This is a genomic window from Pseudomonas sp. MN1F (assembly GCF_009391885.1).
Classification (GTDB): domain Bacteria; phylum Pseudomonadota; class Gammaproteobacteria; order Pseudomonadales; family Pseudomonadaceae; genus Aquipseudomonas.
Genome location: NZ_VZII01000042.1, coordinates 104,601 through 125,670 on the forward strand (window position 1 = coordinate 104,601; position 21,070 = coordinate 125,670).

At 62.6% G+C, this 21,070-nt stretch carries 22 protein-coding genes; 12 read left to right on the plus strand and 10 right to left on the minus strand.

Annotated elements, in window-relative coordinates; genetic code table 11:
* Window positions 1-2 precede the first annotated feature (2 nt).
* From F6X59_RS21425 to trpE, 4 genes are all read left to right on the plus strand, one after another.
* Window positions 3-830, plus strand: a complete 828-nt coding sequence (locus F6X59_RS21425; RefSeq protein WP_079226329.1) for an ABC transporter permease — start codon at window positions 3-5, stop codon at window positions 828-830.
* A gap of 93 nt (window positions 831-923) precedes the next feature.
* Window positions 924-1,598, plus strand: coding sequence for a ribulose-phosphate 3-epimerase (gene rpe / locus F6X59_RS21430; protein WP_049273746.1), 675 nt, complete (start codon window positions 924-926; stop codon window positions 1,596-1,598).
* Complete coding sequence (locus F6X59_RS21435) at window positions 1,595-2,413, plus strand: phosphoglycolate phosphatase (RefSeq protein ID WP_152958004.1); 819 nt, start codon at window positions 1,595-1,597, stop codon at window positions 2,411-2,413. Before rpe ends, F6X59_RS21435 begins: the two co-directional genes overlap by 4 nt.
* Window positions 2,414-2,483: 70 nt before the next feature.
* Entirely contained in the window at window positions 2,484-3,965 is a 1,482-nt protein-coding gene (trpE, locus tag F6X59_RS21440; protein ID WP_152958005.1) for an anthranilate synthase component I, read from the plus strand.
* 32 nt (window positions 3,966-3,997) lie between these two features.
* On the opposite strand, the gene estP is transcribed toward trpE, so the two are convergent.
* Window positions 3,998-5,878 (minus strand): esterase EstP, encoded by a 1,881-nt coding sequence (gene estP, locus F6X59_RS21445; RefSeq protein ID WP_152958006.1) that lies wholly within the window; start codon window positions 5,876-5,878, stop codon window positions 3,998-4,000.
* 374 nt (window positions 5,879-6,252) lie between these two features.
* Here estP and F6X59_RS21450 point away from each other — a divergent pair, with 374 nt between their 5' ends.
* The 4 genes from F6X59_RS21450 (at window position 6,253) to F6X59_RS21465 (ending at window position 9,546) form a co-directional block, all read left to right on the plus strand.
* Window positions 6,253-6,846 (plus strand): aminodeoxychorismate/anthranilate synthase component II, encoded by a 594-nt coding sequence (locus tag F6X59_RS21450; RefSeq protein WP_152958007.1) that lies wholly within the window; start codon window positions 6,253-6,255, stop codon window positions 6,844-6,846.
* Between the two features lie 9 nt (window positions 6,847-6,855).
* Window positions 6,856-7,905, plus strand: a complete 1,050-nt coding sequence (trpD, locus tag F6X59_RS21455; protein ID WP_152958008.1) for an anthranilate phosphoribosyltransferase — start codon at window positions 6,856-6,858, stop codon at window positions 7,903-7,905.
* A complete protein-coding gene (gene trpC, locus F6X59_RS21460; RefSeq protein ID WP_152958009.1) occupies window positions 7,902-8,735 on the plus strand; it encodes an indole-3-glycerol phosphate synthase TrpC in 834 nt (277 codons plus the stop codon). The genes trpD and trpC overlap by 4 nt, the downstream gene beginning before the upstream one ends.
* 106 nt (window positions 8,736-8,841) lie before the next feature.
* On the plus strand, window positions 8,842-9,546 hold the full coding sequence (locus tag F6X59_RS21465; protein ID WP_152958010.1) for a lipoate--protein ligase family protein: 705 nt from the start codon (window positions 8,842-8,844) through the stop codon (window positions 9,544-9,546).
* Here the strand turns inward: F6X59_RS21465 and crp are convergent.
* Complete coding sequence (gene crp / locus F6X59_RS21470) at window positions 9,543-10,187, minus strand: cAMP-activated global transcriptional regulator CRP (RefSeq protein ID WP_152958011.1); 645 nt, start codon at window positions 10,185-10,187, stop codon at window positions 9,543-9,545. The two genes, F6X59_RS21465 and crp, sit on opposite strands and share 4 nt — an antisense overlap.
* A gap of 191 nt (window positions 10,188-10,378) precedes the next feature.
* Here crp and F6X59_RS21475 point away from each other — a divergent pair, with 191 nt between their 5' ends.
* Complete coding sequence (locus tag F6X59_RS21475) at window positions 10,379-10,801, plus strand: OsmC family protein (RefSeq protein ID WP_004376171.1); 423 nt, start codon at window positions 10,379-10,381, stop codon at window positions 10,799-10,801.
* Window positions 10,802-10,844: 43 nt separating this feature from the next.
* Here the strand turns inward: F6X59_RS21475 and F6X59_RS21480 are convergent, their stop codons facing one another.
* The 6 genes from F6X59_RS21480 to hemJ all read right to left on the minus strand — a co-directional run bounded on the left by F6X59_RS21480 (window position 10,845) and on the right by hemJ (window position 15,270).
* Window positions 10,845-11,885 (minus strand): DUF2157 domain-containing protein, encoded by a 1,041-nt coding sequence (locus F6X59_RS21480; RefSeq protein WP_152958012.1) that lies wholly within the window; start codon window positions 11,883-11,885, stop codon window positions 10,845-10,847.
* A 13-nt stretch (window positions 11,886-11,898) separates the two neighbouring features.
* The gene (gene coq7, locus F6X59_RS21485) at window positions 11,899-12,546 is read right to left on the minus strand and encodes a 2-polyprenyl-3-methyl-6-methoxy-1,4-benzoquinone monooxygenase (RefSeq protein ID WP_152958013.1); all 648 of its coding nucleotides are present in this window, start codon (window positions 12,544-12,546) and stop codon (window positions 11,899-11,901) included.
* Window positions 12,547-12,612: 66 nt separating this feature from the next.
* A complete protein-coding gene (locus F6X59_RS21490) occupies window positions 12,613-12,951 on the minus strand; it encodes a histidine triad nucleotide-binding protein (RefSeq protein ID WP_277460179.1) in 339 nt (112 codons plus the stop codon).
* A gap of 63 nt (window positions 12,952-13,014) precedes the next feature.
* The gene (locus F6X59_RS21495) at window positions 13,015-13,797 is read right to left on the minus strand and encodes an SDR family oxidoreductase (RefSeq protein WP_152958015.1); all 783 of its coding nucleotides are present in this window, start codon (window positions 13,795-13,797) and stop codon (window positions 13,015-13,017) included.
* 67 nt (window positions 13,798-13,864) lie between these two features.
* On the minus strand, window positions 13,865-14,821 hold the full coding sequence (locus tag F6X59_RS21500; RefSeq protein WP_152958016.1) for a nitronate monooxygenase family protein: 957 nt from the start codon (window positions 14,819-14,821) through the stop codon (window positions 13,865-13,867).
* A gap of 23 nt (window positions 14,822-14,844) precedes the next feature.
* Entirely contained in the window at window positions 14,845-15,270 is a 426-nt protein-coding gene (gene hemJ / locus F6X59_RS21505; protein ID WP_152958017.1) for a protoporphyrinogen oxidase HemJ, read from the minus strand.
* A 142-nt stretch (window positions 15,271-15,412) separates the two neighbouring features.
* Between hemJ and argC the strand changes: the two genes are divergently transcribed.
* Together argC and erpA are read left to right on the plus strand one after the other, a co-directional pair.
* Complete coding sequence (gene argC / locus F6X59_RS21510; protein ID WP_152958018.1) at window positions 15,413-16,447, plus strand: N-acetyl-gamma-glutamyl-phosphate reductase; 1,035 nt, start codon at window positions 15,413-15,415, stop codon at window positions 16,445-16,447.
* Between the two features lie 146 nt (window positions 16,448-16,593).
* Window positions 16,594-16,944 (plus strand): iron-sulfur cluster insertion protein ErpA, encoded by a 351-nt coding sequence (gene erpA, locus F6X59_RS21515; RefSeq protein ID WP_027917433.1) that lies wholly within the window; start codon window positions 16,594-16,596, stop codon window positions 16,942-16,944.
* 58 nt (window positions 16,945-17,002) lie between these two features.
* Here the strand turns inward: erpA and F6X59_RS21520 are convergent, their stop codons facing one another.
* Together F6X59_RS21520 and F6X59_RS21525 are read right to left on the minus strand one after the other, a co-directional pair.
* Entirely contained in the window at window positions 17,003-18,094 is a 1,092-nt protein-coding gene (locus F6X59_RS21520) for an anhydro-N-acetylmuramic acid kinase (RefSeq protein WP_152958019.1), read from the minus strand.
* 3 nt (window positions 18,095-18,097) lie between these two features.
* Window positions 18,098-19,516, minus strand: coding sequence for a peptidoglycan DD-metalloendopeptidase family protein (locus F6X59_RS21525; RefSeq protein WP_152958020.1), 1,419 nt, complete (start codon window positions 19,514-19,516; stop codon window positions 18,098-18,100).
* 215 nt (window positions 19,517-19,731) lie between these two features.
* Here F6X59_RS21525 and tyrS point away from each other — a divergent pair, with 215 nt between their 5' ends.
* Window positions 19,732-20,931: a tyrosine--tRNA ligase gene (tyrS, locus tag F6X59_RS21535; RefSeq protein WP_152958022.1), complete on the plus strand. Its 1,200-nt coding sequence runs from the start codon at window positions 19,732-19,734 to the stop codon at window positions 20,929-20,931.
* Window positions 20,932-21,070: the final 139 nt, after the last annotated feature.

A 21,070-nucleotide genomic window follows, 5' to 3' on the forward strand; every position in this document is an offset into this window, starting at 1 on the left:
AGATGCTGAGCCCCTACATGTCGCCCGTCGAACGGGTCTGGTTCTATACCCTGCGCATCCTCTGCGGCCTGATCCTGCTGTTCCTGGTGTTGCCGGTGCTGGTGATCGTGCCGTTGTCGTTCAACAGCGGCAGTTTCCTGGTGTACCCGCTGCAGGGTTTTTCGCTGCAGTGGTACCACGACTTCTTCGCCTCGGCCGAGTGGATGCGGGCGCTGAAGAACAGCATCATCGTCGCGCCGGCGGCCACCGTGTTGGCGATGGTCTTTGGCACACTGGCCTCGATTGGCCTGACCCGCGGCGATTTCCCCGGCAAGTCGCTGGTGATGGCTTTGGTGATTTCGCCGATGGTGGTGCCGGTGGTGATCATCGGCGTGGCCAGCTACCTGTTCTTCGCCCCACTGGGCCTGGGCAACAGCTTCATCTCGCTGATCCTGGTGCACGCGGTGCTGGGTGTGCCGTTCGTCATCATCACCGTGTCGGCGACCTTGCAGGGTTTCAACTACAACCTGGTACGCGCGGCGGCCAGCCTGGGTGCCTCGCCATTGCTGACCTTCCGTCGGGTGACCTTGCCGCTGATTGCCCCTGGGGTGATCTCGGGAGCGTTGTTCGCCTTTGCCACGTCGTTCGACGAAGTGGTGGTGACCTTGTTCCTCGCCGGGCCTGAGCAGGCAACCCTGCCGCGGCAGATGTTCAGTGGCATTCGCGAGAACCTCAGCCCGACCATTGCGGCGGCGGCGACCCTGCTGATCGCCTTCTCGGTGGTGCTGCTGTTGACCCTGGAGTGGTTGCGTGGGCGGAGCGAGAAACTGCGCACCCAACAACCTGCCTGATGCAACGGTGTAATCGGGGTTGATACCAATCAGCCCCGATTCCTTTCCCTGAGTTACAATGCGCGCCACCGTGATTCTGCCAACAGGTGCGCCATGCAGCCCTACGCTATTGCCCCCTCCATTCTCTCTGCCGATTTCGCCCGTCTGGGCGAGGACGTCGACAAGGTTCTGGCCGCGGGTGCCGACATCGTCCACTTCGATGTCATGGACAACCACTACGTACCCAACCTGACCATCGGCCCGATGGTCTGCACCGCGCTGCGCAAGTACGGCGTGACCGCGCCGATTGACGTGCACCTGATGGTCAGCCCGGTTGACCGCATCATCGGTGACTTCATCGAGGCCGGTGCCACCTACATCACCTTCCACCCGGAAGCCTCGCAGCATGTCGACCGTTCGCTGCAACTGATCAAGGACGGCGGTTGCAAGGCCGGCCTGGTGTTCAACCCGGCCTCCAGCCTGGATGCACTGAAGTATGTGATGGACAAGGTCGACATGGTCCTGCTGATGAGCGTCAACCCAGGCTTCGGCGGGCAGAAGTTCATCCCCGGCACCCTCGACAAGCTGCGTGAAGCCCGCGCACTGATCGACGCCAGCGGCCGCGACATCCGCCTGGAAATCGACGGCGGCGTCAACGTCAACAACATCCGCGAAATCGCCGCCGCTGGCGCTGACACCTTCGTAGCTGGCTCGGCGATCTTCAACGCCCCGGACTATCAGGAAGTCATCGCCAAGATGCGCGCCGAACTGGCTCAGGCCCGCCCATGAGTGGCTTCGAGCAGCTGTTCCCGGGGACGCTGCCCAGGCTGGTGATGTTCGATCTGGACGGTACCCTGATCGACTCGGTACCCGACCTGGCGGCCGCCGTGGACCGCATGCTGCTCGAACTGGGGCGCCCTCCAGCGGGTCTTGAGGCGGTTCGCCACTGGGTTGGCAACGGCGCCCAGGTACTGGTGCGCCGCGCACTGGCCGGTGCTATCGAGCATGACGCCGTGGACGATGCGCTGGCTGAGAAGGGCCTGGCGCTGTTCATGGACGCCTACGCCGAAAGCCATGAGCTCACCATGCTCTACCCCGGTGTGAAAGACACCCTGCGCTGGCTGCAGAAGCAGGGCGTGGAAATGGCGCTGATCACCAACAAGCCAGAGCGTTTTGTCGCGCCATTGTTGGACCAGATGAAGATCGGCCGCTATTTCCGCTGGATCATCGGCGGCGATACCTTGCCGCAGAAAAAGCCCGACCCGGCGGCGCTGCTGTTCGTCATGCAGATGGCCGGTGTCAGCCCGCAGCAGTCGCTGTTCGTCGGCGACTCGCGCAGCGATGTGCTGGCGGCCAAGGCGGCCGGGGTGCAATGTGTGGGCCTGAGCTATGGCTACAACCATGGCCGGCCGATCACCGAGGAAGCCCCCAGCCTGGTGGTCGACGACCTGCGCGCGCTGCTGCCCGGTTGCACAGACCCGGCCACTGGGATAACGTTGGCGGACCTTCAAGCCTCCCAAGACAGAGAGTCCACCGTGGCGGTCACTGGCAAATTCTGGATGAAAGTCATCAAGGCCCTGGCCCGTTGGCGCTGGCGCGCCTGACTTATGCCCGCCGGCGCCTGCCGGCCCGTCCGCTTGCCTGACCCTACTGCTGCTTGCCACGAGGCTACCCATGACCCGCGAAGAATTCCTGCGCCTGGCCGCTACCGGCTACAACCGCATCCCTTTGGCCTGTGAAACCCTGGCCGACTTCGACACGCCGCTGTCGATCTACCTGAAACTGGCTGACCAAGCCAACTCCTACCTGCTCGAGTCCGTGCAGGGCGGCGAGAAGTGGGGCCGTTACTCGATGATCGGCCTGCCGTCGCGCACCGTGATGCGCGTGCATGGCTACCACGTGAGCATCCTGCAGGATGGCGTGGAAGTGGAAAGCCACGACGTCGAGGACCCGCTGGCCTTCGTCGAAAGCTTCAAGGACCGTTACCAGGTTGCCGACATTCCTGGCCTGCCGCGTTTCAACGGTGGCCTGGTCGGCTACTTTGGCTATGACTGCGTGCGCTATGTCGAGAAACGCCTGGGTGCCAGCCCTAACCCGGACCCGCTGGGTGTGCCGGATATTCTGCTGATGGTTTCCGATGCGGTGGTGGTGTTCGACAACCTGGCGGGCAAGATGCACGCCATCGTGCTGGTCGACCCGACGCAAGAGCAGGCCTTCGAGCAAGGCCAGGCACGCCTGCAAGGCCTGCTGGAGAAACTGCGCCAGCCGATCACCCCACGCCGCGGCCTGGACCTGAGTGGGCCAATGGCTGCCGAGCCGGAATTCCGCTCCAGCTACACCCGTGACGACTACGAGAACGCGGTGGGCCGTATCAAGGAATACATCCTGGCCGGCGACTGCATGCAGGTTGTGCCGTCGCAGCGCATGTCGATCGACTTCAAGGCTGCCCCCATCGACTTGTACCGCGCGTTGCGTTGCTTCAACCCGACGCCGTACATGTACTTCTTCAACTTCGGCGACTTCCATGTGGTTGGTAGCTCGCCGGAAGTGCTGGTGCGGGTGGAAGACAACCTGGTCACCGTGCGCCCGATCGCCGGTACCCGCCCGCGCGGTGCTACCGAAGAAGCGGACCGTGCGCTGGAAGACGACCTGCTGTCGGACGAGAAAGAGATCGCCGAGCACCTGATGCTGATCGACCTGGGCCGCAACGACGTGGGCCGCGTCTCGTCCACCGGTAGCGTGCGCCTGACCGAGAAGATGGTGATCGAGCGTTACTCGAACGTGATGCACATCGTGTCCAATGTGACCGGCCAACTGCGTGAAGGCTTGACCGCGATGGATGCGCTGCGGGCAATCCTGCCGGCGGGCACCCTGTCGGGTGCACCGAAGATCCGTGCGATGGAGATCATCGACGAGCTTGAGCCGGTCAAGCGTGGCGTCTACGGTGGTGCGGTCGGTTACTTCGCCTGGAATGGCAACATGGATACCGCGATTGCCATCCGTACTGCGGTGATCAAGGATGGCGAGCTGCATGTGCAGGCCGGTGGCGGCATCGTTGCCGACTCGGTGCCGGCACTGGAGTGGGAAGAGACCATCAACAAGCGCCGGGCGATGTTCCGTGCCGTGGCGCTGGCTGAGCAGACTACCGCCAAGTAATTCGATTGGGGCCGCTTTGCGGCCCCGACGATTCAGAAGTCGACGCTGACCCCCAGGCTCACCCCCTGCTGAGTCAACTCATCACTCTTGCGCCAGTTGTAGTTCCCGCGCAGATGCACCCCCGCCACCAGCTCATGGCTCACCCCCAGACTCGCCCGAGTCAAATCACTGTGTGGTGTATAACCGGTCAAGGTGAAGTCGTTCGCTGGCAACGTCGTCAGGTGCAGGGTCACATCCTGCTGGTCATCCTCGAACTCGTGCTCCTGCGCCACCTCGGCAAACAGCCGGGTGCTTGGCATCACCTGCACGCTGCCTAGCAGCCCGACGCCCAGGCGCCGCGAAGTCCGCTCCTGATCATCGAAGCCTAGCGCTGTGGAGCGCCCGCTTTTCTCCTCATAGCCATCGACCTTCACCCGCGCATAGTCGGCACTGATAAAGGGTGCCAGTTGCCAGCTGCTGCTGTCGGCCGCAAGGTTGTAGCCCACCCGGGCAGTTACGGCCCAGGCCTCGCCATCGGTGTCGCCCTTTTCACTACGGTCGTTGACGCCCAGCGCAAAGGTGCGCTTGAGGTCGTGGTAATCCAGGTGGCCCGCGCTTAACGCGGCATCGGCCCACCAGCGCTCCTGGCGGAACTGAGCGAAGGCACTGGCCAGGTAGCTGTCGAGCTTGTAGTCCGAGTCCTGTTCACCGGCCTCCAGCTTCTGCCGGTACACCCCACCGGCAAGGCCCAGGCGCCAGGCATCGTTCAGCCGGTAGCTGCCGCCCAGGGTCAGGTTGTAACCGCGCCCGTCGGCGCTGGCAGCACTGCGCTGGTCATCGAAGTCCAGGTCCTGCCCGCCAGTGCTGACGAAGGCCTGCCATTGGCCGACGGTTTGCCAGGGTGTCTGCCACTGATTGCGCAGTTCGTCCTGGTGCGCGCGCAGGCTGGCGTGGGCCATTTCCGGCAACAGGGTCAGCTCCCAGGGGGCGGAAATGATCGAGTAGGCGTAGTCGGCAATCAGTTGCTGGCCGGCAATGGTCGGGTGTACCGAGTCATTGAACAGCAGTTTGCTCGGATCTGGCGTTATGCCATTGATGCCGTATATCGGGTTTTCCACGCATCCTTCGCCGCTGTAACAGGTGCCAACCAGGTTCTGGCCGGTGGCCAGGCCGAACTGGCTGGGGCTGGCCAATGCCTCGCTCAGCAGCACGGGAATATTCAGGGGGATGATTTCGGCATCGATCTGCCCCAGTTGGCCGAGCAGCGACTGGTTGAATGCACCGGACAGCAGCGACAATGGGTTTTGCTGGGGCGTGCCGCTGAAGTTCGGGGTTTGTCCGAGGTCGGGCAGCAGCCAGACCATGATGTAGCGGGCCCCGCCTTGCTGCAGAGCCTGGGCACTGGCGGCCAGGCGGCCGGCGGCGGCTATGGCATCGGCCGGGCTGTTAACCAGGCCTTGCAGGAAGTCGTTGCCGCCACCGGTCAGGTAGTACAACGCATTGGGGTCGGCGCGCAGGCCGTTGGCCAGATAGCCCGGTTTTTCACGCAGAACCAGCCCGGCGCCGGGGCGCCCTGGCGGGATGATCGTCTCGGACGTGCTGGTGATCGAATCGAGGATCTGCTGGGTGGTGTAACCGCCTACCGCCCAGTTGTTGCCGTCGGCAATCCCCAGCGCTGGGTTGACGGGGGAGGTGGAGGGGCCCAGTTGTGTCGGATTCACGCCCAGCCGCCCGCCGAGAATCATCGGCGATACCGCGGCATAGTTGCCATTGGCATCGCGGTTGGTAAAGCGCGCGCCGAAAAACTGCCCGGCATCACTGAGGCTGTCACCGAACACGACCACTGTGGAATAGGGCGAAGGGGCGGCGAAAGCCTGGCTGCAGGCCAAGGCCAGTGAAGCAAGGGTAAATCTCATCAAGGGGACTTTTGGCATCGTCGAACATCCTTTTCATTGTTTTTATGAGGGATAGCTGCCCGACCTTAGCAAATCGCTGTGCATCCCTCCCAAGTCCATTCGTTTCCCCGTGTTTACGGGCATATTGCGCCAGCCGCCCCGGTAGGCTACTGTGCCTGCAAGTATGAGCGAGACCTATCCTGTGTTGATCGTCAGCAAACTCTTGATGCGCGTTATCAAGGCCCACGCCCGTTGGCGTTGGCGCGCCTGACTTTATCTCCTGCCGGCCCGTCCGGCCCGTCCCCGTTTGCCTTCCTGTCCGTTTAGCGACTGCCCTTCGTGGCCAAACCGTGCCCGCGGTGGTGTAGGAAGGTTCGTTTTTTGAAGTCAGTAGATTCAAGAGGTTTAGCCCGATGTTACTGATGATCGACAATTACGACTCATTCACTTACAACGTTGTTCAGTACCTTGGCGAGCTGGGTGCCGAGGTCAAGGTCATTCGCAATGACGAAATGACCATCGCCGAGATCGAAGCCCTCAACCCTGAGCGTATCGTCGTCTCACCTGGCCCGTGCACGCCGAGCGAAGCGGGCGTGTCCATCGAAGCCATCCTGCATTTTGCCGGCAAGCTGCCGATCCTCGGTGTCTGCCTGGGCCACCAGTCCATCGGCCAGGCCTTTGGCGGTGATGTGGTGCGCGCCCGCCAGGTCATGCACGGCAAGACCAGCCCGGTGCACCATCGTGACCTCGGTGTGTTCGCCGAGCTCCACAACCCGCTCACGGTGACCCGCTACCACTCCCTGGTGGTCAAGCGCGAAACCCTGCCGGATTGCCTGGAGGTCACTGCCTGGACTGCCCATGAAGACGGTTCGGTCGACGAGATCATGGGCCTGCGTCACAAGACCTTGAACATCGAAGGGGTGCAGTTCCACCCCGAGTCCATCCTCACCGAGCAGGGCCACGAGCTGTTCGCCAACTTCCTCAAGCAGACCGGCGGCCGCCGCTAAGGATCGATCATGGATATCAAGAGCGCGTTGGGCCGCATCGTCGGCCACCTGGACCTCAGCACCGATGAGATGCGCGATGTCATGCGCCAGATCATGACCGGCCAGTGCAGCGAAGCGCAGATCGGTGCCTTCCTGATGGGCATGCGCATGAAGAGCGAGAGCATCGACGAGATCGTCGGTGCGGTCTCGGTGATGCGCGAGCTGGCCGACAAGGTCGAACTGAAAAGCCTCGATGGCGTGGTCGATATCGTCGGTACCGGTGGTGATGGCGCCAACATCTTCAACGTTTCCACTGCGTCGTCGTTCGTCCTCGCCGCTGCCGGTTGCACCGTGGCCAAGCACGGCAATCGCGCGGTATCGGGCAAGAGCGGCAGCGCCGACCTTCTGGAAGCCGCTGGCATCTACCTGAACCTGACCCCGACCCAGGTCGCTCGCTGCATTGACAGCTTGGGGATCGGCTTCATGTTCGCCCAAAGCCATCACACCGCCATGAAATATGCCGCTGGCCCGCGTCGCGACCTGGGGCTGCGTACCCTGTTCAACATGCTCGGCCCGCTTACGAATCCGGCCGGAGTGAAGCACCAGGTGGTCGGCGTGTTCACCCAGGCGCTGTGCCGTCCGCTGGCCGAGGTGCTGCAGCGTCTGGGCAGCAAGCATGTGCTGGTGGTGCATTCGAAGGATGGCCTGGACGAGTTCAGCCTGGCTGCGCCAACCTTCGTCGCCGAGCTGAAGAATGATGAGATCACCGAATATTGGGTCGAACCCGAAGACCTCGGCATGAAGAGCCAGAGCCTGCATGGCCTGGCTGTCGAGACGCCGCAGGCCTCGCTGGAGCTGATCCGCGATGCCCTGGGCCGGCGCAAGACCGAAAACGGCCAGAAGGCCGCCGAAATGATTGTGCTCAATGCCGGCGCGGCGTTGTATGCCGCTGACCATGCCATGAGCCTGAAAACTGGCGTGGAACTGGCCCACGATGTACTGCACACCGGGCTGGCCTGGGAGAAGCTGCAGGAACTGGGCGCCTTTACTGCAGTATTCAAGGTGGAGAACGAAGCATGAGTGTGCCGACGGTGCTGGAAAGGATCATCGCCCGCAAGTTCCAGGAAGTGGCCGAGCGCAGCGCGCGCGTGAGCCTTGCCGAGCTTGAACGCCTGGCCAAGGCAGCCGATGCGCCACGTGGCTTTGCCAATGCGCTGATCGAGCAGGCCAAGCGCAAGCAGCCGGCGGTAATCGCCGAAATCAAGAAGGCGTCGCCGAGCAAGGGCGTGATCCGCGAAGACTTCGTGCCGGCGGACATCGCCGTCAGCTACGAGAAGGGTGGGGCGACCTGCCTGTCGGTGCTGACCGATGTGGATTACTTCCAGGGTGCAGACGAGTACCTGCAACAGGCCCGCGCCGCCGTTTCGCTGCCGGTGATCCGCAAGGATTTCATGGTTGATCCGTACCAGATCGTCGAGGCTCGCGCCCTGGGTGCTGACTGCGTGCTGTTGATCGTGTCGGCGCTGGATGATGTGAAGATGGCCGAACTGGCTTCGGTGGCCAAGGATGTCGGCCTCGACGTACTGGTCGAAGTGCATGACGGCGATGAGCTGGAGCGCGCGCTGAAGACCCTCGATACACCGTTGGTGGGGGTGAACAACCGTAACCTGCACACCTTCGAGGTCAGCCTGGAAGCCACCCTCGACTTGCTGCCGCGCATTCCACGTGACCGCCTGGTGGTGACCGAAAGCGGTATTCTCAACCGCGCCGATGTGGAGCTGATGGAGATCAACGAGGTCTACTCGTTCCTGGTCGGGGAGGCGTTCATGCGCGCCCCGCAGCCGGGGCTGGAACTGCAGCGGTTGTTCTTCCCGGATCAGGTGAAGAAGACTGTTCAGCCTCTGGACTGATCGAATACGAAGCCGGCTTTATGCCGGCTTTTTTGTATGCCTGATCCGGGCTCTTCGCGGGCAAGCCTGCGCAGAGACCGGTGAAACCAACATCAAAGGTGGATCAATGACCGATCAACCCCAGGCCCTCACTGTCGAACAGGGCCTGCAAGCCGAGCAGGATCTGCTGGCCGCCGTCTGCCGTGGCGAACGCGATGCCGGTGTACTGTTCTGGCGCCCCACCGACCACGCCCTGGTCATGCCCCGGCGCATGAGCAGGCTGGACAATTTCGAAGCGGCTTGCTCGGAACTGGCGATTGCCGGCTGGCCGGTCCTGCTGCGTGAAACCGGTGGCGAGCCGGTGCCGCAATCGCACGCGACAGTAAACGTTGCGCTGGTCTACGTGGCCCCGCGCAGCGAAGGCGACCATGGCCGTATCGAAAACGCCTACGAGCGCCTGTGCCTGCCATTGCGTGATGTGTTACGTGAGTGGGGCGGCGTCGCTTCGGTGGGTGAAATCGACGGTGCCTTCTGCGATGGCCGTTACAACGTCAACCTCAATGGCCGCAAGCTGGTCGGCACGGCCCAGCGCTGGCGCCAGGGCCTGGGTGGCAAACGCCCGGTGGTGCTGGTGCATGGCGCGCTGCTGCTGGATAACGAGCGTGAGTCGATGGTCGCGGCGGTCAACCGCTTCAATGAATGCTGTGACCTGGAGCAGCGCTGCCGCGCCGACAGCCATATCGCCTTGCACGAAGTGGTGCCCGCGGCGCCCTGGTTCGAGCGCCTGTCCCTGGCCTACAACGACGTGCTGGCAGCCCTGCCCAAGGATTAACGCGTGCCGTAGACCACCATGGTCTTGCCCTTGACCTGTACCAGGCTGCGTTCCTCGAGGTCCTTGAGGACGCGGCCGACCATTTCCCGCGAGCAACCGACGATACGGCCGATTTCCTGACGGGTGATCTTGATCTGCATGCCGTCCGGATGGGTCATGGCATCCGGCTGCTTGCACAGGTCGAGCAGGCAACGGGCCACGCGGCCGGTGACGTCGAAAAAGGCCAGGTCGCCGACCTTGCGCGTGGTGTTGCGCAGGCGCTGGGCCATCTGGCTGCCCAGGGCGTAGAGAATTTCCGGGTCCTGGCGGGCCAGTTCGCGGAACTTGTCGTAGCTGATCTCGGCCACTTCGCACTCGGTCTTGGCGCGCACCCAGGCGCTGCGCTGTTGCTCGCCGCCGGCCGGTTCGAACAGCCCCAGCTCGCCGAAGAAGTCGCCACTGTTGAGGTAGGCGATGATCATCTCGTGACCTTCGTCGTCTTCGATCAGGATAGTGACCGAGCCCTTGATGATGAACGACAGCGTTTCTGCACGATCACCGGCGCAGATGATGTTGCTTTTGGCGGTGTGGCGGCGGCGCTGGCAGTGAACCAGCAGTTTGTCGATGTTCTTGATCTTGGCGGGTAGGGCTGAGGCAACCATCACGAAATCCTGTTCGATGCGAGGCATAGGCGCTTTCTAAACCTTGTCTGACGCGACGCGCCAGTCAATTGGCGCCAGCTTATCAGACAGCGCTGGAAGTTTTGACACTAAAGCGACTCGCATTGAGCTTTTCCGACAGGCATACAAGGCTTAAGCTGACACCCTTTTGCGAAATCCAGGAGTACGGACAGATGAAGGCACGCATCCAGTGGGCCGGTGAAGCGATGTTCCTCGGTGAATCGGGAAGCGGCCACGTGGTGGTGATGGACGGCCCGCCCGAGGCGGGTGGCCGCAACCTGGGCGTGCGCCCGATGGAAATGCTCCTGCTCGGCCTCGGTGGCTGCAGCAGCTTCGACGTGGTGAGCATCCTGAAGAAGTCGCGCCAGGCGGTGGAAAGCTGCGAGGCGTTCCTGGAGGCCGAGCGTGCCAGTGAAGACCCGAAGGTGTTCACCAAGATCCACATGAACTTCGTGGTCAAAGGGCGTGGGCTGAAAGAGGCCCAGGTCAAACGTGCGGTGGAGCTGTCGGCTGAGAAGTATTGCTCGGCGTCGATCATGCTCGAGCGTGCCGGTGTTGAAATCACCCACGGCTATGAAATCGTAGAGCTGGGCTGAGTCCGAGATATTGGGGCTGCGCAGCGGCCCCGGCGATCTCCAGTCAGTCGCGCAGGGCCGGAAGGGCGGTCAGCAACCATTCCGGCAAGCTGCTTCTGACAGCCTGGCTCAACCGCTCCCGCCGCTTCTGATACCCCAGCCCCAAACCGATCACCCCCAGCCCGATCAAGGTCAGCACCACCGGGAACAACAGTGACTCGGCAAATACCTCGTAAGACAGATAACCCAGGTAAGCCGCCACCCCTAGCGCCCCGAACACCATGAACACGGGCCGGCGCAACAGCACCGCCATGCCCATCAACCCCAGGTTGATCAGGCAGTACAGCGCCTTGCCCAGTTCACTGTCGCTTTCCATCATGGTCAGCCCGCCCCAGAATGCCGCCAGACCAGCCAGGTAGCCCCAATGGGCATAGTCCTCGCGGGTACGCCCGTCGACGACCAGGAACACCAGCAGCATGCCGAGCCCGAACCACAGCGACACCGTGCGCCGCTGTTCCCAGGAGAAGGGCGAGCCATACACCCATTCGCTCAGGTCCATCGACATGAACCACAGGGCCACGGCAATCGGCATCACCACGAAGGGGTAGGGAATCAGGCGCAGCATCAGCAGCCCGGCAACCACGGTGGCGGCCTCCATCAGCAGCCAGCCACCCTGCACGTAGGTGTAGTACTGGTGATAATCCGCTTGCGCATCATCCAGTGGCCACCAGCCTGCCAGGCGTTCTATCGCAAACACGACCAACGGCACGATGCTGACCGCGACGGCCGCCAGTACCCCGGCGGCAACCGGTTGCTTGCGCCCCTGCAGGTTGAGGGCGAACGAGGTGAGGAGAACGATATAAAGCGTGGCGATGGCCAGCAAGGCCCCGTCGCCAATTGTCATCCAGGCTTCGGTCAGCAGCCAGCCCATTGCCCCCATGATCAGCAGGGCGCCGAAGTAGAAGGCGACATGGGCAAGCTGGAAACTGCCCCGGGCTGGTGGTTGCTGGCGCAAAAACGCCAGCAGGGCCTGGTCCTGGCCAGGCTGGAGAATGCCGGCTTGCACGGCGCGCGCCAGGTCCTTGGCGTCGATACGGTCCGTCATATGTGCGCCCTTGTCAGATGCGGTAGGTGCTCTTGGTCATGACCTTGGCCAGCAGGCTCATGCCGAAACGCACCGGCATCGGGAAGCGATAGCCGCCAGCTTCGAGCGCGGACTCGGCGTGCTGCTCTTCATCCACGCGCATCTGTTCGAGGATGGCGCGGGATTTCTCGTCTTCCTGCGGCAGCTGTTCCAGGTGTTCGTCCAGGTGCCTGCACACCTGATGCTCGGTGGCGGCGACGAAACCAAGGCTGACTTTGTCGCTGACCAGGCCGGCGAGGGCGCCAATGCCGAACGACATCCCGTAGAACAGTGGGTTGAGCACGCTCGGGTGGCTGCCCAGCTGGCGGATGCGTTGTTCGCACCAGGCCAGGTGGTCGATTTCTTCCTCGGCTGCATGCTCCATGGCCTTGCGCACTTGCGGCAGCTTGGCAGTCAGGGCCTGGCCCTGATACAGCGCCTGGGCGCAGACTTCGCCGGTGTGGTTGATGCGCATGAGCCCGGCAATGTGGCGGGTCTGGTTGTCATCCAGGTCCGCGTCAGGCTGGATGATCGCCGGCGATGGGCGGGAGGGTTGGCCGCTGAAGGGCAGCAAGGTGCGCATGGCGGTATCGGCCTGCAGCAACAAGCGGTCGAGCGGCGAGTAGTGACGTTCGGTGGCCATCGGGCACCTCCGCTGAAGTGATGCCCGACAGTTTACCTCAATCGCTTGGGAGGAGCTTGCCTTGGGTCAGCCCGGCGGCCAGTGCATCTGGCGCTGGCCAAGCACGTGCATGTGGATGTGGTAGACGGTCTGGCCGCCTTGCGGATTGCAGTTCATCACGACGCGGAAGCCTTCTTCGCAACCTTGCTCGACCGCCAGGCGCTGGGCAGTGAACAGGATATGGCCGGCCAGGGCCTTGTCCTCTTCGGTCAGGTCGTTGAGGGTACGGATGTGCTTCTTCGGGATAACCAGAAAATGTACCGGCGCCGCTGGGGCGATGTCCTTGAAGGCCAGGATCTGGTCATCTTCGTAGATGATATCCGCCGGGATTTCCCGGTTGATGATTTTGAGGAATAGATCGTCCACAGCACGTGCTCCATGGTGAGTGTCGGGCCGAGTGTACTCAGCCGCGCGCCACTCGCCCAGAGGCTATTCCATGCCGACCGGGCAGTAACGCCGGTGGATGAAGCCGGCCAGCTTGCGCGTCAGCCAGCGCGGCAGCAGGCGTGGAGCGAAGGCCAGCCAGCGATTGCGCCGTACCGGCATGATCACTGCGCGATTTTTGGCCAATGCGCGTACTGTGTGCAGTGCCACTTCTTCAGGGCTCAGGCAGCGGCTGTTGCCTTCAAGCCTGGGGATGCGCCGGCGTGACGAGTGAACGGGGCCGGGGCAAAGGACCGATACCTTGATGCCGGCCGGCTTGAGCTCTTCGCGCAGTGCTTCGCTGAAATGCATCACATAGGCCTTGCTGGCGGCATAGGTGGCCATGCCCGGTCCCGGCGCGACAGCGGCCAGGCCGGCTACGTTGAGGATCTGCCCACCACCTTGCACTGCCATCAGGTTGCCGATGGCATGACACAGGCGGCTCAAGGCAAGGACATTGACCTCCAGCAGGTCCTGCTCGTCGGCCCATTCGTGGGCCAGGAACGGACCGTAGGTGCGCTGGCCGGCGCAGTTGACCAACAGGTCGATGCGTCGCTCGCCCTCTTCCAGTTCCAGCACGAAACCGGACAGCCGCAAGGGCTGGCTGAGATCGCAGGCACGCAGCAGCACTTCGACGCCGAAACGTTGGGCCAGTTCGAGCGCTACCGGCTCCAGCGTTTCTCGATGGCGTGCCACCAGGATCAGATTGCGCCCGCGCCGTGCCAGGGCTTCCGCCAGGGCCAGGCCCAGGCCGCTGGAAGCTCCAGTAATCATGGCGTAACGGGTCATGCAAGGCTCCTGGGGGTTGAAGAGGGCGCCTAGTGTACAGCCTGGCCAGGCGAGTTGTTGCCTTTTGCTACAGAGCCTTGTCGTGCAGTACCAGGGAACGCTGCAGGGCTGCGTGGTACTCGCCGTGCAGGCGTTCGATCAGTGTGGCGGCAGCGGGCAGGTCATGGATATCGCCGACGCCCTGGCCGGCCGACCAGACGGTTTTCCAGGCCTTGGCTTCATCGTCGATCGGCTTGAGCTTGCCTTGCTCGTGCCCGGATTTCAGTGCCGCCATGTCATAGCCGGCCTGTTCCAGGCTGGGGCGCAGGAAGCTGGCCGGGATACCGGACACGGCAGGCGTGTGGATGATGTCTGCGGCTTGAGCCTCGAGCAGCATCTGCTTGTAGGCCGCCTGGGCATGGCTTTCGTGGGTGGCAATGAAACGTGTGCCCATGTAGGCCAGGTCGGCACCGAGCAACTGCGCGGCGAGAATTTCGTGACCATGGTTGATGCAGCCGGCCAGCAGCAGGGTCTTGTCGAAGAATTGGCGGATCTCGGCCGCCAGGGCGAATGGGCTCCAGGTACCGGCATGGCCACCGGCGCCCGCTGCCACGGCAATCAGCCCATCGACGCCGGCTTCGGCGGCTTTCTCCGCGTGACGCCGGGTGGTGACATCGTGAAACACCAGCCCGCCGTAGCCGTGCACCGCATCCACCACTTCCTTCACTGCGCCGAGGCTGGTGATGACAATCGGCACGCGGTGCTCGACGCACAGTGCGAGGTCGGCCTGTAACCGTGGGTTGGTCGGGTGGACGATCAGGTTCACCGCATAGGGCGCGGGCGCCTGCAACTTGGCCAATCCCACCTCGATTTCTTCCAGCCAGGCCTTGAAGCCGGCGCTGTCACGCTGGTTCAGTGCCGGGAAGCTGCCGACCACGCCGCTGCCACAGCAGGCCAGTACCAGCTGGGGGTTGGAAATCAGGAACATCGGCGCTGCCACCACCGGCAAGCGCAGGCGTTGTTCGAGCGAAGCGGGCAGGGACATGAGTACGGCTCCATCGTTTTATGTCAGAACGGTTTGACCACCACGAGAATCACGATGCCCAGCAGGAACAGTACCGGCACCTCGTTGAACCAGCGGTAGTAGACGTGACTGCGGGTATTGTTGCCAGCGGCGAAGCGTTTGCGCTGGGCGCCACAGATGTGATGGTAGCCGGTCAGCAGAATCACCAGGGTGAGCTTGGCATGCAGCCAGCCTTGGCTCAGCCAGCCGGGTGTGAGGTAGAGCATCCAGGCGCCAAACACGTAGGTGGCGATCATTGCCGGGTTCATGATGCCGCGGTACAGCTTGCGCTCCATGGTGACGAAGCGATCCTGGCTGATGCTGTCCTGGCTCTGGGCGTGGTAGACGAACAGCCTGGGCAGGTAGAACAGGCCGGCAAACCAGCAGACCACGCTGACGATATGCAGCGCTTTGATCCATAGGTAAAGCATGGAGGGAGTTCCTTCAGGTAATCACGGTCGTCAGATAGTAGAGCCCAAGTGCCCGAAGGGGCACCCCAAGAGTTGTTACAGGCGCCTTGCACCCCTATTATCGTGCGCTTTCCAGACGGCTCGTTGATAAGGGGCAAGCGTTATGATCAAGGTCGGTATCGTCGGCGGCACGGGTTACACCGGCGTCGAACTGTTGCGTCTGCTGGCACAGCATCCACAGGCCGAAGTGGCGGTCATCACTTCGCGCTCCGAAGCGGGCGTGGCGGTCGCCGACATGTATCCGAACCTGCGCGGTCACTATGACGGCCTGGCTTTCAGCGTGCCGGACAGCAAGACCCTGGCCGCCTGCGATGTGGTGTTCTTCGCCACCCCGCACGGTGTCGCCCATGCCCTGGCTGGCGAGTTGCTGGCTGCCGGGACCAAGGTCATCGACCTGTCCGCCGACTTCCGTCTGCAGGACGCCACCGAATGGGGCAAATGGTACGGCCAACCGCATGGCGCTCCAGAGCTGCTCAAGGACGCCGTCTACGGCCTGCCTGAAGTCAACCGTGAAAAGATCCGCCAAGCGCGCCTGATTGCCGTGCCAGGCTGCTACCCGACCGCCACCCAGCTGGGCTTCCTGCCGCTGCTTGAAGCTGGCCTGGCCGACCCTTCGCGCCTGATCGCCGACTGCAAGTCGGGCGTCAGCGGTGCTGGCCGCGGTGCAGCGGTCGGCTCGCTGTTCTGTGAGGCTGGCGAAAGCATGAAGGCCTACGCGGTAAAGGGCCATCGTCACCTGCCTGAGATCAGCCAGGGCCTGCGACTGGCCGCTGGCAAGGACATCGACCTGACCTTCGTGCCGCACCTGACCCCGATGATCCGTGGCATCCACGCCACCCTGTACGCGACCGTCGCCGACAAGTCGATCGACCTGCAGGCGCTGTTCGAGAAGCGCTACGCCGACGAGCCGTTCGTCGACGTGATGCCGGCCGGCAGCCACCCGGAAACCCGCAGCGTGCGCGGTGCCAACGTCTGCCGCATCGCTGTTCATCGCCCGCAGGGTGGTGATCTGGTGGTGGTGCTGTCGGTGATCGACAACCTGGTCAAGGGCGCGTCGGGCCAGGCGGTGCAGAACCTCAACATCCTGTTCGGCCTGGACGAGCGCATGGGCCTGTCCCACGCTGGCCTGCTGCCGTAAGCGCTTGCTGATGGAAAAGGCCCGCCACGTGCGGGCCTTTTTGTTTGTCGCGACTAAAGCCGCACAATTCTTGACCAATTTTCTCGGAGAAGCGGATAATGCGCGTCATCGAGTTTTATGGCGGCTACTGCGCCGGGAGAATCAACATGAGCGTCGAAACCTTCACCCCTACGGCTTTGGAATTCACCCACGGCGCCGCGCAAAAGGTGAAGAACCTGGTTTCCGAGGAAGGCAATGACCGCCTCAAGCTGCGCGTGTTCGTCACCGGTGGCGGCTGCTCGGGCTTCCAGTACGGCTTCACCTTCGATGAAGACGTGGCCGAAGATGACACCATTGTCGAGCGCGAAGGCGTTTCGCTGGTGGTCGACCCGATGAGCTACCAGTATCTGGCTGGTGCCGAAGTGGACTACCAGGAAGGCCTCGAAGGTTCGCGATTCGTGATCAAGAACCCGAATGCCGCGACCACCTGCGGTTGTGGCTCTTCGTTCTCGATCTGACGCCAGGCTGTACGAAAACGCCGCGCTATTGCGCGGCGTTTTGCATTCTGGCGTGGGATCAGCCCGGATAGATCGCGCCAAGGACACGTAGCCCCTTGGCCGCAGTCACGCTTGGGCGGTTGGCGGCAATGCCCTCGAGGCAGCAGTGGGCGAGCCAGGCAAAGGCCATTGCCTCGACCCAGTCCGGATCCACGCCATGCGCAGCGGTGCTGGTGACCCGGGCCTTTGGCAGCAGTTGGGCAAGGCGAGCCATAAGGGCGCCATTGCGAGCGCCGCCGCCGCATACCAGCAATGCCTCGGTGCCTTGCTGGGCGTTCTGCAGCGATTCGATGATGCTGCGCGCGGTCAGCTCCAGCAGGGTGGCCTGGACATCTTCGTCACGGTAGGCCGGCAGACGAACCAGGTGGCCATCCAGCCAGGGCAGGTTGAACACCTCGCGGCCGGTGCTTTTCGGGCCGCTGCCGGCGAAGAACGGGTCACTCAGCAGGCTGCTGAGCAAATCGCCTTGCACCTCGCCACTGGCAGCCCAGGCACCATCGGCATCATAGGCCTGGCCACGCTTGCGCTCGATCCAGGCGTCCAGCAGCACGTTGCCTGGCCCGCAGTCGAAGCCATGCACGGGCTTGTCGCGTTCGATCAGGCTCAGGTTGCTGAAACCACCCACATTGAGAACCGCCAGGCGCTGGCCGAGGTGGCTGAACAGGGTTTCATGGAAGGCCGGCACCAGAGGGGCGCCCTGGCCGCCTGCCGCCACATCGCGACGGCGGAAGTCGGCGACCACGCTGATGCCGGTAAGCTCGGCGAGCAGCGCCGGGTTGCCGATCTGCACGGTGAAGCCGCGAGCCGGCTCATGACGGATGGTCTGGCCATGGCTGCCGATGGCGCGAATTGCGTCGGCCTGCAGTCCTTGCTTGTCGAGCAGTTGCCGTACACCTTCACCTGCCAGGCTGGCCCAGCGGTTTTCTGCCAGGGCGGCGCGGGCAATCTCGTCAGGGCCGCTACTGCAGAGGCTGAGCAGTTGCTGGCGCAGGTCGGTGGGCATGGGGAGATAGTGAGTGGCGAGCAACTGAAGCTGCTCACCTTGATCGATCAGGGCGATATCCAGGCCATCAAGGCTGGTGCCGGACATCACCCCCAGATAAAGCGCCATGGGTCAGCGCTTGTTTGCCGCGAGCATGGTGGCCTTTTCCTGGTCCATGCGGGCGATCAGTGGTTGGCTCTGCTGCAGGAAGCGCTGGCGTTCGTTCTTGGCGATCGGGTCAGCCATTGGCACCTTCTGGCTCAGCGGGTCGACGTGTACGCCGTTGACCTGGAACTCGTAGTGCAGGTGCGGGCCGGTCGACAGGCCGGTAGTACCGATGTAGCCGATGATCTGGCCCTGCTTCACGTTGCTGCCGGTCTTGATGCCCTTGGCAAAGCCCTGCATGTGACCGTAAAGGGTTTTATAGCTGTTGCCGTGGGCGATGATCACGGTGTTGCCGTAACCGCCGCGACGGCCAGCCAGTTCGATGCGGCCATCACCGGCTGCCTTGATCGGCGTGCCGCGCGGGGCGGCATAGTCCACACCCTTGTGCGCGCGGATCTTGTTCAGGATCGGGTGCTTGCGGCCGGCGGAGAAGCGCGAGCTGATGCGGGCGAAGTCGACCGGGGTACGGATGAACGCCTTGCGCAGGCTGTTGCCGTCGGCGGTGTAGTAGCTGGTGTTGCCCTGCTTGTTGGTGTAGCGCACGGCGGTGTAGGTCTTGCCGCGGTTGGTGAAGCGCGCGGACAGGATATTGCCGGTGCCGACCACCTTGCCGTCCATGACCTTCTGTTCGTAGACCACATCGAACTCGTCGCCAGGGCGGATATCCTGGGCAAAGTCGATGTCGTAACCCAGGACCTTGGCCATGTCCATGGTCATGCTGTGGGACAGGCCCGCGCGCTGGGCCGAGGCGGACAGCGAACTCTTGATCACGCCGTGGGCGTAAGCGGTACGGACCACCGGCTTGCTGATCTCGCGATCGAAGGTGTAGCCCTTGGCTGTCTTGGTCAGGCGGATGGTTTCGAGGTTGCTGACCTTGCTGTGCAGGCTGGCCAGTTCGCCATCCTTATCGAGTTCGAACTGCAGCACCTGGCCATGCTTGAGCTGGCTGAACTGCTTGGCTTGTTTGTTGCTGGCCAGCAGATCGTGCACCGCATTGGCCGGTAGGCCGACCTTGGCGAACAGGGTAGAGAGGGTGTCACCACGGGCTACGGTCACTTCGCGGTGACCTGGCTCCTTGGCTTCAGGCTTTTTCTCGGTGGCAGGCGCTTCTTGTGCGGCCTGCTCGGTGTTGGTGTCGGCGCCGTCAATCTGCGCGAAGGGAGAGCCCTGATCGCCTTGAGTCTGTACCAGCGGGGCGGTGTTGGACTCGTCCTTCAACTGCTCGGCCGGGCTTTCCAGCTCCAGGCTGAGGGTGGTCTTCTTGGCTTCGACTTCGCTGGAGGGGAATACCAGCAGTGCCAGGCTGAGCAGGGCGGCGATGCCGCTGGCGGCCAACAGATGGCTTTTCGGATAAAGCGGGGGCGCTTTAGGCGTTTCGTTGGTCATAGGTAAGGTGACTTTGAAGAAAAATGAATATGGAAAAGATGAATGACATGATGAAGATGAAATAACTGTATAAAATATAACCAAATCTAGTTTCACGCAAGGGCGCGTAGACGCCGTGACGCGTCGGTCGGGTCACATTTCATTTCGAAACTTGTAATTGATGGCCGATCTTGTATGGTTGGCTCCCTTTGAATCTGAGCCTTGCGGGTCTGTCTATGAAGTCGGTTGAAGAGCAGCTGGCGCTTATCAAGCGCGGTGCGGAAGAGGTGTTGGTCGAGTCGGAACTGGTCGAGAAGCTCAAGCGCGGCCAGCCTCTGCGTATCAAGGCAGGCTTCGACCCGACTGCGCCTGACCTGCACCTGGGGCACACGGTGCTGATCAACAAGCTGCGCCAGTTCCAGGAGCTGGGGCACCAGGTCATCTTCCTGATCGGTGACTTTACCGGCATGATCGGTGACCCGAGTGGCAAGAGCGCCACGCGTCCGCCGCTGACCCGCGAGCAGGTGCTTGAGAACGCCGAAACCTACAAGCAGCAGGTCTTCAAGATCCTCGACCCGGCCAAGACCGAAGTCGCGTTCAACTCCACCTGGATGGACAAGCTGACTCCGGCCGATTTCATTCGCCTGGCATCGCAGTACACCGTAGCGCGCATGCTTGAGCGCGACGACTTCGACAAGCGCTACACCACCAATCAGCCGATCGCCATCCACGAGTTCCTCTACCCGCTGGTGCAGGGCTATGATTCCGTGGCGTTGAAGGCTGATGTGGAGCTGGGTGGTACTGACCAGAAGTTCAATCTGCTGATGGGGCGTGAACTGCAGCGCGCCTATGGGCAGGAAGCGCAGAACATTGTGACCATGCCATTGCTCGAAGGGCTTGATGGCGTGAAGAAGATGTCCAAGTCGCTGGGTAACTATGTTGGTATCCAGGAAGCGCCGGGCGTGATGTACAGCAAGCTGGTGTCGATCCCGGACACCCTGATGTGGCGTTACTTCGAGCTGCTGAGCTTCCGTTCGATGGAAGAGATCGAGCAGTTCCGCGCTGACGTTGCCAATGGCGCGAACCCGCGTGACATCAAGATCAAGCTGGCTGAAGAGATTGTTGCGCGCTTCCATGGTGAAGAGGCGGCGGCCAATGCTCACCGTGCTGCGGGTAACCGTATGAAGGAAGGCGAGCTGCCGGAAGATCTGCCGGAGATCGAAGTGGCTGCAGCTGAGGACCTGCCGATCGCTGCTGTGCTGAACCGTGCTGGCCTGGTGAAGAACTCGGCGCAGGCGCGAGACCTGCTCAGTGGTGGTGCGGTGAAGGTCGATGGTGCTGTGGTCGACAAGGACTTCATGTTTGTTCTCGGTGCGACCCATGTGTGCCAGGCAGGTAAGAAGTCGTTTGGCCGGGTTACCCTGAAGGCTGAGTGATCGTCTGCTGGTGTAGCTATATAGAAGCGGGGAGGCCGGTAGGCCTCCCCGCTTTGTTTTTAAGGGTGGGGCTGGCGAGCACCTGGTGGCCCTGACGCGGTCTGTTCCTCTTATATTTCAATTTATTGAAATTAAAGGT

Bases quoted from the DNA above. Each gene is read 5' to 3' on its own strand.
- F6X59_RS21525 (WP_152958020.1), bottom strand. From the start codon at position 19,516: ATGACCAACGAAACGCCTAAAGCGCCCCCGCTTTATCCGAAAAGCCAT.
- estP (WP_152958006.1), bottom strand. From the start codon at position 5,878: ATGCCAAAAGTCCCCTTGATGAGATTTACCCTTGCTTCACTGGCCTTG.
- crp (WP_152958011.1), bottom strand. From the start codon at position 10,187: ATGGTTGCCTCAGCCCTACCCGCCAAGATCAAGAACATCGACAAACTG.
- trpE (WP_152958005.1), top strand. From the start codon at position 2,484: ATGACCCGCGAAGAATTCCTGCGCCTGGCCGCTACCGGCTACAACCGC.
- trpC (WP_152958009.1), top strand. From the start codon at position 7,902: ATGAGTGTGCCGACGGTGCTGGAAAGGATCATCGCCCGCAAGTTCCAG.
- trpD (WP_152958008.1), top strand. From the start codon at position 6,856: ATGGATATCAAGAGCGCGTTGGGCCGCATCGTCGGCCACCTGGACCTC.
- F6X59_RS21500 (WP_152958016.1), bottom strand. From the start codon at position 14,821: ATGTCCCTGCCCGCTTCGCTCGAACAACGCCTGCGCTTGCCGGTGGTG.
- rpe (WP_049273746.1), top strand. From the start codon at position 924: ATGCAGCCCTACGCTATTGCCCCCTCCATTCTCTCTGCCGATTTCGCC.
- tyrS (WP_152958022.1), top strand. From the start codon at position 19,732: ATGAAGTCGGTTGAAGAGCAGCTGGCGCTTATCAAGCGCGGTGCGGAA.
- F6X59_RS21450 (WP_152958007.1), top strand. From the start codon at position 6,253: ATGTTACTGATGATCGACAATTACGACTCATTCACTTACAACGTTGTT.
- F6X59_RS21475 (WP_004376171.1), top strand. From the start codon at position 10,379: ATGAAGGCACGCATCCAGTGGGCCGGTGAAGCGATGTTCCTCGGTGAA.
- F6X59_RS21495 (WP_152958015.1), bottom strand. From the start codon at position 13,797: ATGACCCGTTACGCCATGATTACTGGAGCTTCCAGCGGCCTGGGCCTG.
- F6X59_RS21435 (WP_152958004.1), top strand. From the start codon at position 1,595: ATGAGTGGCTTCGAGCAGCTGTTCCCGGGGACGCTGCCCAGGCTGGTG.
- coq7 (WP_152958013.1), bottom strand. From the start codon at position 12,546: ATGGCCACCGAACGTCACTACTCGCCGCTCGACCGCTTGTTGCTGCAG.
- erpA (WP_027917433.1), top strand. From the start codon at position 16,594: ATGAGCGTCGAAACCTTCACCCCTACGGCTTTGGAATTCACCCACGGC.
- F6X59_RS21520 (WP_152958019.1), bottom strand. From the start codon at position 18,094: ATGGCGCTTTATCTGGGGGTGATGTCCGGCACCAGCCTTGATGGCCTG.
- argC (WP_152958018.1), top strand. From the start codon at position 15,413: ATGATCAAGGTCGGTATCGTCGGCGGCACGGGTTACACCGGCGTCGAA.
- F6X59_RS21425 (WP_079226329.1), top strand. From the start codon at position 3: ATGCTGAGCCCCTACATGTCGCCCGTCGAACGGGTCTGGTTCTATACC.
- hemJ (WP_152958017.1), bottom strand. From the start codon at position 15,270: ATGCTTTACCTATGGATCAAAGCGCTGCATATCGTCAGCGTGGTCTGC.
- F6X59_RS21480 (WP_152958012.1), bottom strand. From the start codon at position 11,885: ATGACGGACCGTATCGACGCCAAGGACCTGGCGCGCGCCGTGCAAGCC.
- F6X59_RS21465 (WP_152958010.1), top strand. From the start codon at position 8,842: ATGACCGATCAACCCCAGGCCCTCACTGTCGAACAGGGCCTGCAAGCC.